Raw genomic sequence first — 14,814 nt, 5'->3', positions numbered from 1 at the left:
CTAGTCGATATTATGAGAAATCGAGCGGACGCTCTCCATTTTCATCACGGATCCATGTGGGTAGACCCATGTGGTTAAGATGATTCAGGAATGGACGTGGATCCAACTCCTCTACGTTAACCATCGTTTTACAATCCCATTCACCTGTCGCAATCAATAACGCGGCTGCAACCGGTGGAACACCAGCGGTGTAGGAGATACCCTGGCTACCGACCTCATTGTAGGCATCTTTATGGTCAGCAACGTTGTAGATGAACACTTCACGCTCTTGACCATCTTTGGTCCCTTTCACCTGATCACCAATACAGGTCTTACCGGAGTAGTTGGGTGCAAGTGACGCAGGATCTGGAAGACAAGCTTTAACCACTTTAAGAGGGACAACACTCTGCCCTTCAGCCGTTTCGATTGGCTGTTCAGAGAGAAGACCCAGATTCTTCAGAACCGTGAATACGGTGATGTAACGTTCCCCAAAGCCCATCCAGAAACGTACATTAGGACAACCTAGGTTGGCTGATAGAGAGTGGATCTCATCGTGACCCGTCATGTAGCTTGTGCGCTCACCGACTACAGGCAGATCGTCAGTACGACTGATCTCAAACATCTGGTTGGTTTGCCACTGATTGTTCTGCCAAGAGTAGACACGTCCGGTAAACTCACGGAAGTTGATCTCAGGGTCGAAGTTGGTGGCGAACCAGTGACCGTGATCGCCCGCATTGATGTCGATAATGTCAACTGACTCGAGCGTATCGAAGTACTCATTTTTAGCCAATGCAGCGTAAGCGTTTACGACACCTGGATCAAAGCCACAGCCCAAAATAGCCGTGGTGCCTGTCTCTTTACAGCGCTCGCGACGTTTCCACTCGTAGTTACCGTACCAAGGTGGGTTTTCACAAATCTTAAGTGGGTCTTCGTGAATAGCGGTGTCTAGATAAGCGACACCCGTTTCGATACAGGCTTCAAGTACCGACATATTGACGAAAGCTGAACCGACATTAAGCACGATCTCAGAGCCCGTCGCTTTGATCAATGCAACCGTCGCGGCTGTATCCATTGCATCCAGTGCATGAGCCGTTAACTTGCCATCCACCTTCATTGCACCCTTCTCATGGATGCTGTCGATGATCGCGTCACACTTCGATTTGGTTCTTGAAGCGATCGCTATATCACCGAGGATATCGTTGTGTTGGGCGCATTTATGCGCCACCACCTGGGCAACACCACCGCCGCCAATAATTAGTACATTCTTTTTCATAAGATCGCGCACTCCGATGCGTTACTTAACACTATTAAGAGAGGTTATCGACAAAGTCTTGATAACCAAATTCACGAACAAGTTTGATCGAACCATCAAACTCTTTAATGGCTATAGAGGGCATTTTCACACCATTGAACCAGTTTTTCTTAACCATGGTATAGCCACCCGCATCCTCTATTGAGAGTCGATCACCGGCTTTAAGCTCATGATTAAAATTAAACTCACCAAAAATATCGCCTGCCAAGCAAGACTTACCGCACAGCTGATAGCTGTACTCACCATCACAAGGTGGCATACGAGCGTCCTCTCGATAGATCAAAAGATCGAGCATATGCGCTTCAATCGAGCTATCAACAATCGCTAGGTGCTTACCGTTGTAGAGTGTATCCAATACCGATACTTCGAGCGTTGTACTCTTGGTAATGGCCGCTTCACCAGGCTCTAAATAGACCTGAACACCATAGGTTTCAGAGAAGGACTTCAAACGCTGACAGAATTGATCAAGCGGATAGTCATCTCCGGTAAAGTGGATACCACCCCCTAGACTGATCCATTTCATTTTGGCAATCAGGTGGCCAAAGCGCGCTTCGATATCACTGAGCATGGCACTGAAACGCTCAAAATCGCCATTTTCACAGTTGTTGTGGAACATGAAACCGGAAATTTTATCGACTACCGTTTCGATACGCTCAGGGTCCCACTCACCCAGGCGGCTATACGGACGTGCTGGATCGGCAATGATGAACTCAGAGGTTGAAATACCCGGATTCACGCGCAAGCCACGCGTTTTCTCACGGCTCTGCTCTTCAAAGCGCTCAAACTGATTGATGGTGTTGAAGATGATCTTGTCACAGTTAGCGAGCACCTCCTCTATCTCATGATCGTCATAGGCGACCGAGTAAGCGTGTGTTTCACCGGGAAACTTGTCATGACCTAGCTTAACTTCATAGAGTGAGGATGAGGTTGTACCGTCCATATATTGCGACATTTGATCAAACACGGACCAGGTCGCGAAGCATTTCAGTGCTAGCAGAGATTTAGCACCCGAATGCTCACGTACGTAGGCGATCTTCTCCAGGTTCTTCTGGAGTTTCGATCGATCGATAAGGTAGTAAGGCGTTTTCAACATATGAGCAAATAATCAAGTCAATAAGGTGACAGGCTGAAAGCCAGTCACCGGTACACTCAGTTAACTACGGAGTCGCCGTGACTGGCTTAAGCCTGTCATCGACAGTATCAGCAACTCCATAAATTATGGATAAAGTTTAAAGCTGACCCAGTACCGGCGTATCAACCGATACATCCGCATTTTGGCCGCGATGACGCAGCAGATGATCAACCAAAGTCAGTGCCATCATCGCTTCTGCAATGGGTGTGGCACGAATACCGACACAGGGATCATGACGGCCTTTGGTTACCACCTCCACTTCATTACCAAACTTATCAATACTGCGACCAGGCAGACGCATGCTTGACGTTGGCTTAAGCGCGATGTGCGCAATGATATCTTGGCCACTGGAGATACCGCCTAAGATTCCACCCGCGTGATTCGAGAGAAAACCCTCTTTTGTCATCTCATCACGATGCTCAGTCCCTTTTTGCGCAACCGATGCAAACCCATCACCAATCTCAACCCCTTTCACGGCATTGATACTCATCAGTGAGTGGGCCAGATCGGCATCCAATCGATCAAAAATAGGTTCGCCCAGCCCGACAGGAACACCCGAAGCAACGACAGAGATCTTAGCACCCACTGAGTTACCCTCTTTGCGTAGCTCGTCCATGTAGACTTCCATTTTTGCTGCAGCATCAGCATCAGGTGAGAAGAAGGGGTTATTACCCACTTCATTCCAATCAAACTGAGTGTGATCAATAGCGATAGGACCGAGCTGTGACAGGTAGCCACGAATTTCAATGCCCTGCTTCGCTAGTACTTTCTTCGCAATAGCACCGGCTGCTACACGCATCGCAGTCTCACGAGCCGAAGATCGACCACCACCACGGTAGTCACGGATACCGTACTTGTGATGATAGGTGTAGTCGGCGTGAGCAGGACGGAATTGATCTTTGATGTTGCCGTAATCTTTTGAACGTTGATCGGTATTCTCGATCAGCAAACCAATGGATGTACCGGTGGTCTTACCTTCAAAAACCCCAGACAGAATCTTCACTTGGTCTGGTTCGCGACGCTGCGTCGTGTGACGTGAGGTTCCTGGTTTACGACGATCAAGATCCAGCTGAAGATCCTCTTCACACAACTCAATCCCAGGAGGACAGCCATCGACAATGGCACCCAGTGCTGGGCCATGGCTCTCGCCAAAGGTGGTGATTGTGAAAAGCTTTCCGTATGTATTACCGGACATGGTCCTAATCCTTCTGTTTGAGCCGCAGCTCAGTCATTAAATAAATTCTTGGTGTGCACGAAGACTGGGAGCATCAATAACAAAGACACCATTACCGCCCTGATCGAGCTCAACCCATATTAGTGGAAGCTCAGGGTAAGCCTGCATTAGATGCACCTCTGAATTGCCCACTTCCACCACCAGAAGCCCCTGTTCACTCAGATGACGACCCGCCTCTCTCAAGATCCGGCGAGTAATATCCAAACCATCATCACCTGAACCTAACGCCATTTCAGGTTCATGCTGATATTCAGCAGGCATTGAGGCTACATCCGGAGCATCAACGTACGGGGGATTGGTGACGATTAGGTCGTAAACCTCACCTTCTAAATTGTTAAACAGATCACTGTGGACAACGCGCACACGCTCTTCCATCTCATGACGTGCCACATTGATATTAGCCACCGCAAGTGCATCGTCTGATAGATCGGCAAGATCTACCTCAGCTTGATCAAATGCATAAGCACAAGCGATACCGATACAACCACTTCCGGTGCAAAGATCCAGAACGCGCTCTACATCCACATCGCCAAGCCAGGGCTGGAACTGCTGTTCGATCAGCTGTGCGATCGGCGACCGCGGAACCAAGACACGCTCATCAACAGTGAATGGCAGTCCCATAAACCAAGCCTCACCGGTGATGTACGGTAGTGGTTTACGTTGCTGGCAGCGCTGCTGCACAAAATCGATGACACGCTCTCTTTCTGAAGGCAGAAGTTTTGCGTCTAACAGTTCAGCTGAACTATCCCACGGAAGATCCACCGCATTAAACACTAACTGCAGCGCCTCATCCCAAGCGTCTACATGGCCATGACCAAAATAGACTTGGTGACGGTTCATCTCACTGAGTGTCCAGCGAACGTAATCGCGAAGAGTGAGAAGTTGTTCGATCACTGCTTGATCTGAGCTCATGGCTAACCTGATAATATCCGAATCAAAAGTTGCCATAGTTTACCTGTAATCAACATGTCTGATAAGAGTGATAAGATCAGTGATTTCGCTTCTCTAAAGGAGCTTTTTAAGGATGTGACGCCGATTGAGCAGAATCGCGCTGATATTCAACGCCCCGTCAACAAACCCGATGAGGGATCGATTGAATATCGTCGACTGGCGGCCGCCGAAAAAGAGGAGCTTATCGTCGATGGGCTAAACTCTACTCATCACGAATTACTCAGTGCCGAAGAGAGCATTCTTTTTGCAGTACCCGGTGTTCAACTGAAGTTGATCAAACGGATGCAATCGGGTCACTTAGGTTGGGATGCTGGTCTTGATCTGCACGGATTTACTGTTGATGAAGCGCGTAATGAGTTGCATCTGTTTATTAGGGATTGTCACAAGCAGGGCCTCAAATCGGTACTGATCGTACATGGCAAATCCTATACTGACCCTAACAAACCTGCCCTTTTGAAGACTTACGTCAGCGAGTGGCTGCAACAGACAGAGGGCGTGCTAGCGTTCTGCTCTGCTCAGCCAAAAGATGGCGGAACCGGAGCACTCTACCTGCTTCTTAAATCGGATGAGCGTCATAAATCCAATCGGTAAACCTTTACCCAAGGGTGACATTGGCGTATGTTTGCCCGCTTAGTTGTTAACGGGCATAAATAGGCCCGAGAAAGGAATAGAGTCATGGAAAAAGCCTACGAAAACATCATTGAAGCGATTGGCGAAGATCTTAACCGCGAAGGTTTGTTAGATACGCCTAAACGCGCTGCAAAAGCGATGAAGTTTCTGACCAAAGGCTACGACCAGTCGCTTGAAGAGGTGGTTAACGGAGCGCTTTTCCCATCAGACAACTCTGAAATGGTGCTCGTGAAAAATATTGAGATCTACTCAATGTGTGAACACCACCTACTCCCTTTCATTGGCAAAGCCCACGTTGCATATATTCCACAGGGTAAAGTGATTGGTCTGTCGAAAATAGCGCGCATCGTAGACATGTACGCACGCCGTCTTCAGATCCAAGAGAACATGACCAAAGAGATTGCCGAAGCACTTCAAGAGGTGACCGGTGCTCTGGGTGTAGGCGTTGTGATTGAAGCGCAACACATGTGCATGATGATGCGCGGTGTCGAAAAGCAAAACGCGATGATGAAGACATCAATGATGCTGGGAAGCTTCCGATCTAATCCCGCAACACGTGCTGAATTCCTGTCACTGGTAAACTAGTCACCTCAGCTGTTTGGTGTCTGACTTCCAGTCTGACACCCAATCGGATCTTCTATTTAGCGATCACGACCACAGCAGATTGGTCGGCACCCAGCACACTGGGTGCTAATGCCCCTATTCCGTGTACTTCGAGTTGGCCAGTGGCTACGCCTGCCCTATCCAGGTAAGCCTTCACCTGTTCAACTAAGCGCATTGATTCCTGTTCAGCAATTCCTTGATCACTGCCCTGCTGATGACCGACCAATCGAATTGGCGAAAGATTTTGCTGCAGATGATCAGCTAACAGCTTAAGGGTTGGCTCTTCGATGTTGGGTAATTTAACCCAGCCACGTTCTTCTAGTAGCACCAACCAAGGCACCGCCTGTTCCGCTTCAGTGATCTGATCGAGGTGAAGATAAACACGTCGGTTACCCCGTCTTACCGCGTAAGCCGCAAGGTATTGATCATCCAGCTTAGCAGCAAAATAGCGTTGGTAGTCATCACGACCATAGAGGTCGGCATTATTAAATAGGTCATTCGCCCAGATATTACTGGTTCCGCAATCTCTACCATCACACTCAAACAGGATTTCACCTTTTTGGGTAATTACCTGATCACGAAGCACCTGCAGCAGTTCATGGGGATCAAATGATTTTGGCATCTCCCAGGTTGTACGCGTGAGTTGGCCCGACAGTTGCTGCTCTTTATCGATGCGAACATCTCGATTGATCTTAACGACAGCGCCTAAAGGAAAGCGATAAACTCGAACGGTTTGAGTGATCTGTTTATCGAGCTCAGCGGATGGGTCAATACTGATGCCATTGGGCAGAGGAGCAGCCCCATTCGCAAACGCCATGGAGGAGAATAGAAACAGGGGTAACAGTCGATGTAACACTAGCCTAATCATTCAACACACTCACTCAACCAAAAAACTCATTAAATGCCGCAGCCATCTGTGGCACGACCTCATCCTCTAAGTGTAGATGATGCCCACCCGGCATCCATCTAAATTCGATATTTTTTACGAAGGGTAAGCGTGCTTGGGTCAGCTCCTGGCTCAAACCTGACTGACCCGCAATCACCAAAACAGGTGACTCTATCTGAGCAAGAGTGCTGCGAACCTGCTCTTCTGTTAAACGTACTGAAGAGCGCAATTTGAGTCTGGGATCCACTCGTATTCTGAGCTCTCCATTGGGCAGTTGTTCACTACTGCGCACCACTAAGCGCTCAGCCGCATCCACTGGCACAGGGAAGCGACCCGTTGCTCTTAACTTGGTCAGCAATGCTTTGGATTTAGCAGAAGCCTGTTTTTGAATCGACAAGTTATCCGTTATCGACTGGCTTAAATTCTCAGCAAATTGATCGGGGGCGTTTGTAAACGGAGCTAGGTTCTCTATCAAGCCAAGTGTTAACACCTGATCCGGAAATGTCCCGGCGTAGAGAGACGCCACACCAGCACCTAAAGAGTGAGCCAGTATTCGAATTGCCCCATCGGGTTGAAGTTGGCGCTTAACCGCATGAAGATCTTCTACATAACCCCAAACAGGATAGCCCGAATCCGCACTGCGCCAATCTGACTGACCATGCCCTGCCATATCGATAGCGACAACACGAAAACCCGCCAAGTGAGGCGCTAATTTGTAGTAACTCTCGGCATTATCTAGCCAACCGTGTAGTGCCAAAATCAACGGTTGGTCATCCTCACCCCACTGCAGTGCAGTAATGGTTCGACTGTGAACGGTAAACCTAATCTCTCTTGGATGAATCATGCTGTTTTCTATCAAATGTAAGCGGTAGGTTCAGGGGTAATGAGTAAACTGAGCAATGGAGCGACCCAGCCCCGCTGCAGGCAGATCACAATCGACCACCTCGATTTGAGCGGGCATAAACCCAACGCCAAAGCGACTTTCACCCTCAACGAGCGAGCTGAATAGACGACCCACCAAGGGCATGTGTGTCACTAATAGAACCCTGCTCTCATCGGGCAGAGATTGCAGATAGTTAAACACGGCTTCAGGCTCACCCTCAGGGGTAATCAGATCAAGAAGCAGAGCCTCCCGATTGGGCAGAAGGTTAGCTAATGTCTGCTGAGTACGCTGATAGGGGCTGACAAAGATGTGGGTCAATTCATCTAAGAAAGGCTGTAGACCTTCAGGGCGATTTTGCAGTGACGCCTCCCCATAAGGGGTTAAGCGACGTGATTCGTCTGGGAAGCCAGGGGCAGCCTCCGCATGACGCATCAATAGGATTCGCATGTTCAGGAACCCGAGAGTGTAAACTCAACATCGGCACTGTGGGCACCTTCCATCATCTTACCGATGACCACTTTGACGGGCGCCTGATTAAAGACTACCTCGTAGAGGCCACGCACAAGAGGCATGTAGACATCTTGCTGCTCTGCGTGCTCGCTCACCAACTTCAGTGTATTGACACCCTCAGCGACCTCTCCCAGCTCAGCCACTGCTTGATCCAACGACTTACCCTGCCCCAACGCATAACCAACTCGGTAGTTACGTGACAGAGGTGATAGACAGGTCACGACCAGATCTCCCACACCCGCTAATCCAAGGAAGGTCAATGGATTAGCGCCCATGCTCACCGCAAGACGACTCATCTCTGCTAGAGAGCGCGTGATCAGCATGCTTTTAGTGTTTTCACCCATACCCAACGCAGCACTCATGCCGGACGCAATGGCGTAGATGTTCTTCAAGGTGCCACCGAGCTCCACACCGAAGGTATCAGCGCTGGCATAGACACGGAAATAGCTAGACTGAAGAAGCTCTTGAACCGTCTCTCGAAGATTCTCATCGGTACTGGCAATGACCGTAGCGGTCAGTTCACGCTTGGCGATCTCTTTAGCCAGGTTAGGGCCACTGATCACACCCGATCGATGCGCTGGGCACTCCTGCTCCATGATTTGACTCATCAGACTGAAGCTAACAGCTTCGATGCCTTTGGTCGTGCTAACGATCAATTGTTCATCGTTGAGGTAGGGTTTAGCTTGATTCAGAACCGCTCGAAAGCCACTGCTTGGAATCGCAATAAAGACAACCTGAGCGTCTTTTAATGCGGACTCGATATCATCAGTCGCAACCAAGGAGTCGGCTAATGGGTAGTTGGGCACATAGCGATCGTTACAACGCTGCTGGTTAATATCATTAGCCAGTTCAGCTCGACGTACCCACAAGGAGGTCGGGATACCTTTTTCAGCCGTCATATTGGCGATGACGGTACCGAAACTCCCACCGCCTAACACGGCAACCTTAGTCACTGTCTGCATTACCTTTACCTAACTCAACCTAACCTAAGGAATCTAAAATTCGTTCAACCAACTTGAACAACATCGCAATCACATACCAAGAGATGATCGCTGCAACGAGAAAGAGGATCAGTTGAACCGGATCTCCACTATTGCTAAAGCCTAGCAATCCAATCACTGCGAAAAACGCACTGACAATCATGGCCACTATTTTTTGAATACCCGCTAGGCCGTGACGATCACCACTCATTAACTGCGAGACTCCTTATCGTCGTTCTCTTCAGTGATCTCTAAATCTAACTGCTCTTCGCTTGTCTCAGCAGCTCTTTCAAGGGGTAGCACATCAATCTCGCCAGCCGTCTCTTCTGATGAGACTTCCGTTAGGTCGACTGACTCATTTGCTAGAGGCTCTTCCGCCACTGGCGCGTCAACAACGGTTTCAGTTTCAGTCTCTGTCGCTTCCAATTCGGTCGACTCTGTTTCAACAGCCTCTTCCACTACAACACTGTTTGGATCAACCAGCAATTCAGCATCAGGGTGGATACAGTTCAATTTAACACCGGTCATCGACTCAATGTCTGGGATAAGGAACGAATCGTCTTCACAGGCAAAACAGATTGATTCACCGGTAGCGCCTGCACGGCCGGTTCGACCAATACGGTGAACATAGTCATCCGCATCTTCAGGAAGCTGATAGTTCACAACATGGCTCACACCATCAATGTGTATACCGCGACCAGCAACGTCGGTAGCCACTAGGACTTCGATCTTGCCACTGCGGAAACCCTCTAGGGTTTTGATGCGTTTGTTCTGTGGGATCTCACCCGACATCATGGCCGCTTTGACACCGTCTTTCTCTAGACGCTCTGCCAACTTACGCGTCTCATGACGACGGTTACAGAATACGATCGCTTTCTCGACGCCATTGATACGTAAGTAGTTACGCAGCAAGTTGTACTTCTCATCACTTGAGACAAGAAATACCGTTTGAGAAACGTTATCCGTAGTTTGATGCTCTGATTCGATCTCAATCGTGACCGGATCACGCGTCCACTGCGCCGCTAAACGCATAATCTCATCGGTGAAGGTTGCACTGTAGAGCAGTGTTTGACGCTCAGCGCCCTTACGCGGTGTTGAACGAATGATGGTACGCACATCGGGAATGAAGCCCATGCTCAACATACGATCAGCCTCATCCAGCACCAACACCTCTACGTTGTAGAGATCGATATCCTGATTTCTGACGAAGTCGATCAAGCGACCCGGTGTCGCGACCAAAATATCGACAGGCGCTTTGGCGAGTGCTGCACGCTGCACGTCATAATCCATGCCACCTACCAGCGAGACGATACTTAAACCAGTGTATTTACATAGGCCTTCTGCATCGGCTGCAATCTGCAGAGCCAACTCTCGTGTCGGTGCAATGATCAATGCACGGGGTTCACCCTTGCGCGGTTCAACATCCAACTTGAAGTCGAGAAGATCGGTAATGATCCCGATTAGAAAAGCTGCAGTTTTACCGGTACCGGTCTGAGCCTTACCAATGATGTCACGGCCTTGAAGTGCCGGCTTAATCGTTGCCGCTTGAATCGGTGTTGCGTACTCAAAGCCAAGTTCATGAATACCACGCATCAATGAGTCTGGCAGATAGAAATCGTGGAAACGATCCTTACCCTCTTGAGGCTCTACAACAAACTGATCAAGGCTCCACTCTTGCGAGCGACGAGGTTTGTAGTCACGGCTTTTGCGGGGACGACGACGCTGAGTGCGACGGCGCTTATCATTTGAATCTTGGTTATCTTGTTGCTGTTCTGGGTTGGTATCTGTAGTCAAAATCGGGATCTCTCAATCAATAGATCATTCAAAATGGCGCGCAAAAGGAGGAAGCGCATCGATCAACTGCTGTCCATAACGACGTGTTACAACACGCCTATCAAGTAGGACAACTCGACCGGAATCATTCTCCGTACGCAGTAATCTGCCTGCCGCTTGAGTTAGTTTGATAGAGGCTGCGGGAACACTTATCTCCATGAAAGGGTTACCACCGCGGGCTTCTATCCACTCAGCCAAGGTCGCATCCACAGGATCATCTGGAACACTAAAAGGCAACTTGGTAATGATAACATCTTTTAGGTAGTGACCGGGTAGATCTACACCCTCTGCAAACGACGCCAAACCAAAAATAACACTGGGTTCGTCACGGTCGATTCTCGCTTTGTGCTCCACCAGCATCGCTTGCTTACTGAGTTCACCTTGAACCGTTAAACGCGATAGCAGTTTGGTATCCATTAACTCCTCGACTCGACGCATTTGGCGCCAAGAGGTGAACAGAACCAATACAGAGGTTAAATTGGGTAACTCTCGGTTAAGCCAATCGGTAATCTCTTCGGTATGAAGATCGGCTTTTGAAGGATCGAACTTCATTTTCGGGACATGCAATACGGCCTTGTTGGCATAGTCAAAAGGACTAGGCATTCGCAGTGCTGGCGTATCCAAAGGCAGACCCAATTGAGTAAAGAGGGAATCAAAACGCCCAAGAGCCGTTAGCGTTGCTGAGGTTAAAACCGCACCGTAACACTGACCCCAGAGCAGATCTTGAAGATGGTGTTGAGCGGAGACAGGTGCACTGTGAAGTTCAATATCGCGACCCGCTTCAGACTCATGACGAACCAACCATCTTGCAACTTTATCCTCTTCATTTTCAATATCTTGCGAGAAACTCCTACATAGCCACATCATCTTCTGGACACGGCTAAACTGGGTACTTAGCGGTGGCAACCAACGCTCCCCTACACCCTTATCGAGTGCAGACTTTTCATCTTCCATCGCCCCTTTAAGGGCATTAATAATCTTCTCTAACTGAGGATCTACCTGTGATAAAAACTGAGCCAATTCACGCGTTAGGCTAGCCAAACTGTCGGGCACCCTTCCTTGCGGGTAGCGCAACCTGCGCTCATCCACCGGGAGTAGTAAAAACTGTTCAGAGACTAGATCATCCAGACGCTGCAGATGCCCCTGAACCACATTGAGACTGGATTGAATACGACTGATTGGATCTTGCAAAACCAATGCAGAATCCGCTTCATCCAACAGCCCTTTTAACTGACGCTCCAGGGTTTTGAAGGCTTTTTCACTCGCTTTAACTCGCATAGAGAGCGCGAAATGGTTAGTCGCCTTATCACCCAGATGATGCGCCTCATCAAATATGTAGATTGAATCGGCCGGTTCAGGAAGAATCGCACCACCGCCTAACGCCAAGTCAGCCAGTACAAGATCGTGGTTGACCACCAAGAGATCGGTTGTCTCAATATCGGCCCTAGCACGATAAAACGGACAGGCGTTGAAATGCGCACAGCGACGATTGGTACACTGCATATGGTCTGAAGTAAGCGGCATCCAGGTCTCATCATCCAGGTTGCGCTCTAGCTCATCACGATCACCCTTCCAGCGACCACTGGCAAACTCATCCAACAGGCCGCTGTACTCTTTGATCTGCTCAGGGCCTAACACTTGGGCCATCTCATCTTCAAACAGGGCTGACTGTGAGAGATCCTGCTGATTACTAAGAAGAGACTCTAATCGACTAACACAGAGGTAGCGCCTACGCCCTTTGGCAATTTCGTACTTAAATTCAATACCGGCGTGCTCAGCCAACTCAGGAAGATCTTTAAGTAATAGCTGTTCCTGAAGCGCAACGGTAGCGGTCGAAATGATCAGCGTTTTACCTTTAGCCTGCGCTATTGGAAGTGCGGCCAGCAGGTAAGCGATGGTTTTACCGGTGCCCGTTCCGGCCTCTACGGCGACCAGATGATTTTCACCCAGACGCTGACCCGCATCGTCCGACAAGATACCACCCAACTGCCGTGCGACCGCTGCAATCATATGCTTTTGTGCATAACGAGCCTTTAAATCGCGAGCATTTAGGAATGCGCGATAAGCTGTCTGTATGGTGGTTTGGGTCTCTTTGTTAAGCACATCGCCTCCGAATTAGTTGGCCATCATACAAAAATACTGGATATACAAACAGAAAAAACTTGACGACATTTAAAATACTGTATAAAAATACAAATACTGAATAAACAGACAGTCATTTAAATTCCAATCAGTACTGTCATAGGGGGCGTTTATGAAGCTTACAAATCGTCAAGAAGAGGTGCTGGATTGCATCCGTCGCCATATTGATGAAACAGGATTTCCACCTACACGAGTCGATATCGCACGCGATCTAGGGTTTAAATCTGCAAATGCGGCAGAGGAGCACCTAAAGGCCTTAGCACGTAAAGGGGCCATTGAGATGATCCCTGGCACCTCTCGCGGTATCCGTATCGTCGGTGAAGAGGAGGAGCAAGAGGGCCTAGCGATCATCGGTCAAGTTGCTGCGGGTGAACCCATCCTCGCTGAACAACACATCGATGATTACTGCACCATCAGTTCAGACTTCTTTCGCCCAAGAGCAGACTACCTACTCCGTGTCCGCGGCATGAGTATGAAAGACATCGGCATTATGGATGGCGATCTTTTAGCAGTTCACCAAACACGTGAAGCACGTGAGGGTCAGATAGTCGTTGCTCGTGTCGGTGAAGATGTCACGGTAAAACGCTTCCACCGCGATGGTCACATGGTCTACTTGATAGCAGAGAACGAAGAGTTCGACCCGATTAAAGTTGATCTTCGTGAAGAGCAGTTAACCATCGAAGGCTTAGGTGTTGGCGTAATTCGTCAACAGAATGACTTTTAAAGGTAATAACCATGCTTGCTTACAATCAATTTGCACAGAATGATGCGGGTCTTAAACCACTGGTTATGACTGAGCTAGTTCAGCACACCTCAGAGGTAAATCTGAACACCATGCTTCTGCCGATGCTTGCCGCATTAAGTCAAAAAGAGAGCTGGCTGGTTATGTTAGAGCCGCCAAAATCATTAACTAAGCAGGTGCTAGCGGATGCAGGCGTCGACCTTAAAAAAGTCTGGATACTTCGTCGTGATAAGCGCCATGGTTTAGACAAACTGGCTCAGCGCGCACTGCAAGCGGGAACCTGCCACACCTTGATCTGCTGGCACAACGACCCTGCAGATGACGCGTTAGTCAGCCAACTGAAACGCACTCAGATCTCTAGCGAAACAGAGTGTCTATTGGTACGTAAAAAAATTTAGCCTCCCCCTTTGCTGCGTTGTAGCAAAGACCCCCATAGCCGCTCTTTGAGCGGCTTTTTTATTTAGCTTGAATCAGACCCAGAACCATCATAGGCTCAATAGAGGAGTACCACTTACAAGGAGAACAGTGTGGGATCGCACAAGCCAAATCAGCAGCCGTATCAGTTAACCGATTTCCCTATCCAAACATTCGATAAGATCCGTTATGCCGATACCGATCGTCAGGGCCACGTGAATAATGCCGCATTCAGTACCTACCTAGAGACGGGCCGTGTCGAATTTCTCTACGATCCAAAAGACCCACTAGCCAATGACAATTGCGAATTTGTCATTGCCAGTCTGCATTTGAACTTTCTAGGTGAGATCACTTGGCCAGGTCGTCTAGATATTGGCACCGGTGTAACTCGGGTGGGTACCAGCTCATTTGGACTCTACCAGGTGCTGTTCCAAGATGACGTCTGTGTCGCGACGGCAGAGACGACCATTGTTCAGATGGATGTGAGCAGTCGCAAATCAGCCCCACTTGGGGATGCGACAAGACACTATCTAAATGATCATCTCTTTGTGAAGGGTGTTGAAACGAAAGGAATGAACTGATT

Annotated in this window: 15 protein-coding genes and 1 pseudogene; 5 read left to right on the top strand and 11 right to left on the bottom strand. The window is 48.9% G+C overall.

Features of this window, described 5'->3' with window-relative positions; translation table 11 throughout:
- Positions 1-10 precede the first annotated feature (10 nt).
- The 4 genes from XMD564_RS03465 to prmB form a co-directional block, all read right to left on the bottom strand.
- Positions 11-1,252 carry a saccharopine dehydrogenase family protein gene (locus XMD564_RS03465; protein ID WP_173482419.1) on the bottom strand — a complete coding sequence of 414 codons (1,242 nt, stop codon included), beginning with the start codon at positions 1,250-1,252 and terminating at the stop codon, positions 11-13.
- Positions 1,253-1,286: 34 nt separating this feature from the next.
- Complete coding sequence (locus tag XMD564_RS03460; RefSeq protein WP_173498080.1) at positions 1,287-2,384, bottom strand: carboxynorspermidine decarboxylase; 1,098 nt, start codon at positions 2,382-2,384, stop codon at positions 1,287-1,289.
- A 136-nt stretch (positions 2,385-2,520) separates the two neighbouring features.
- Complete coding sequence (gene aroC / locus XMD564_RS03455) at positions 2,521-3,618, bottom strand: chorismate synthase (protein WP_173480819.1); 1,098 nt, start codon at positions 3,616-3,618, stop codon at positions 2,521-2,523.
- A 36-nt stretch (positions 3,619-3,654) separates the two neighbouring features.
- Positions 3,655-4,569, bottom strand: a complete 915-nt coding sequence (gene prmB, locus XMD564_RS03450) for a 50S ribosomal protein L3 N(5)-glutamine methyltransferase (RefSeq protein WP_173482416.1) — start codon at positions 4,567-4,569, stop codon at positions 3,655-3,657.
- 54 nt (positions 4,570-4,623) lie between these two features.
- On the opposite strand from prmB, the gene XMD564_RS03445 reads away from it, so the two are divergent.
- Both XMD564_RS03445 and folE read left to right on the top strand, forming a co-directional pair.
- Positions 4,624-5,199, top strand: coding sequence for a Smr/MutS family protein (locus XMD564_RS03445; RefSeq protein WP_173507808.1), 576 nt, complete (start codon positions 4,624-4,626; stop codon positions 5,197-5,199).
- Between the two features lie 84 nt (positions 5,200-5,283).
- A complete protein-coding gene (gene folE, locus XMD564_RS03440) occupies positions 5,284-5,823 on the top strand; it encodes a GTP cyclohydrolase I FolE (protein WP_173480816.1) in 540 nt (179 codons plus the stop codon).
- 52 nt (positions 5,824-5,875) lie between these two features.
- On the opposite strand, the gene XMD564_RS03435 is transcribed toward folE, so the two are convergent.
- The 7 genes and pseudogenes from XMD564_RS03435 to dinG all read right to left on the bottom strand — a co-directional run bounded on the left by XMD564_RS03435 (position 5,876) and on the right by dinG (position 13,036).
- Positions 5,876-6,697: a DUF4892 domain-containing protein gene (locus XMD564_RS03435; RefSeq protein WP_173507807.1), complete on the bottom strand. Its 822-nt coding sequence runs from the start codon at positions 6,695-6,697 to the stop codon at positions 5,876-5,878.
- Positions 6,698-6,722: 25 nt separating this feature from the next.
- Positions 6,723-7,571, bottom strand: coding sequence for an alpha/beta fold hydrolase (locus XMD564_RS03430; protein WP_173480814.1), 849 nt, complete (start codon positions 7,569-7,571; stop codon positions 6,723-6,725).
- 30 nt (positions 7,572-7,601) lie between these two features.
- Positions 7,602-8,057: a histidine phosphatase family protein gene (locus XMD564_RS03425; RefSeq protein ID WP_173480813.1), complete on the bottom strand. Its 456-nt coding sequence runs from the start codon at positions 8,055-8,057 to the stop codon at positions 7,602-7,604.
- A gap of 2 nt (positions 8,058-8,059) precedes the next feature.
- Positions 8,060-9,082 carry an NAD(P)H-dependent glycerol-3-phosphate dehydrogenase gene (locus tag XMD564_RS03420; RefSeq protein WP_173480812.1) on the bottom strand — a complete coding sequence of 341 codons (1,023 nt, stop codon included), beginning with the start codon at positions 9,080-9,082 and terminating at the stop codon, positions 8,060-8,062.
- A gap of 19 nt (positions 9,083-9,101) precedes the next feature.
- Positions 9,102-9,311: a hypothetical protein gene (locus tag XMD564_RS03415; protein ID WP_173480811.1), complete on the bottom strand. Its 210-nt coding sequence runs from the start codon at positions 9,309-9,311 to the stop codon at positions 9,102-9,104.
- 269 nt (positions 9,312-9,580) lie between these two features.
- Positions 9,581-10,894 (bottom strand): annotated as a pseudogene (locus XMD564_RS03410) (DEAD/DEAH box helicase); the annotation flags it as partial.
- A 24-nt stretch (positions 10,895-10,918) separates the two neighbouring features.
- Entirely contained in the window at positions 10,919-13,036 is a 2,118-nt protein-coding gene (gene dinG / locus XMD564_RS03405) for an ATP-dependent DNA helicase DinG (RefSeq protein WP_173507806.1), read from the bottom strand.
- A 151-nt stretch (positions 13,037-13,187) separates the two neighbouring features.
- Here dinG and lexA point away from each other — a divergent pair, with 151 nt between their 5' ends.
- From lexA to XMD564_RS03390, 3 genes are all read left to right on the top strand, one after another.
- A complete protein-coding gene (lexA, locus tag XMD564_RS03400; protein WP_173480808.1) occupies positions 13,188-13,799 on the top strand; it encodes a transcriptional repressor LexA in 612 nt (203 codons plus the stop codon).
- Between the two features lie 11 nt (positions 13,800-13,810).
- Positions 13,811-14,215: a SulA-like leucine-rich domain-containing protein gene (locus tag XMD564_RS03395; protein WP_173507805.1), complete on the top strand. Its 405-nt coding sequence runs from the start codon at positions 13,811-13,813 to the stop codon at positions 14,213-14,215.
- A 129-nt stretch (positions 14,216-14,344) separates the two neighbouring features.
- On the top strand, positions 14,345-14,812 hold the full coding sequence (locus XMD564_RS03390; protein WP_173495447.1) for a thioesterase family protein: 468 nt from the start codon (positions 14,345-14,347) through the stop codon (positions 14,810-14,812).
- The last annotated feature ends 2 nt before the right edge of the window (positions 14,813-14,814 follow it).

Source organism: Marinobacterium sp. xm-d-564 (assembly GCF_013283345.1).
Taxonomy (GTDB): domain Bacteria; phylum Pseudomonadota; class Gammaproteobacteria; order Pseudomonadales; family Balneatricaceae; genus Marinobacterium_E.
Note: the sequence above shows the minus strand (reverse complement) of the source record. Positions and strands in the feature narration are given on the sequence as shown.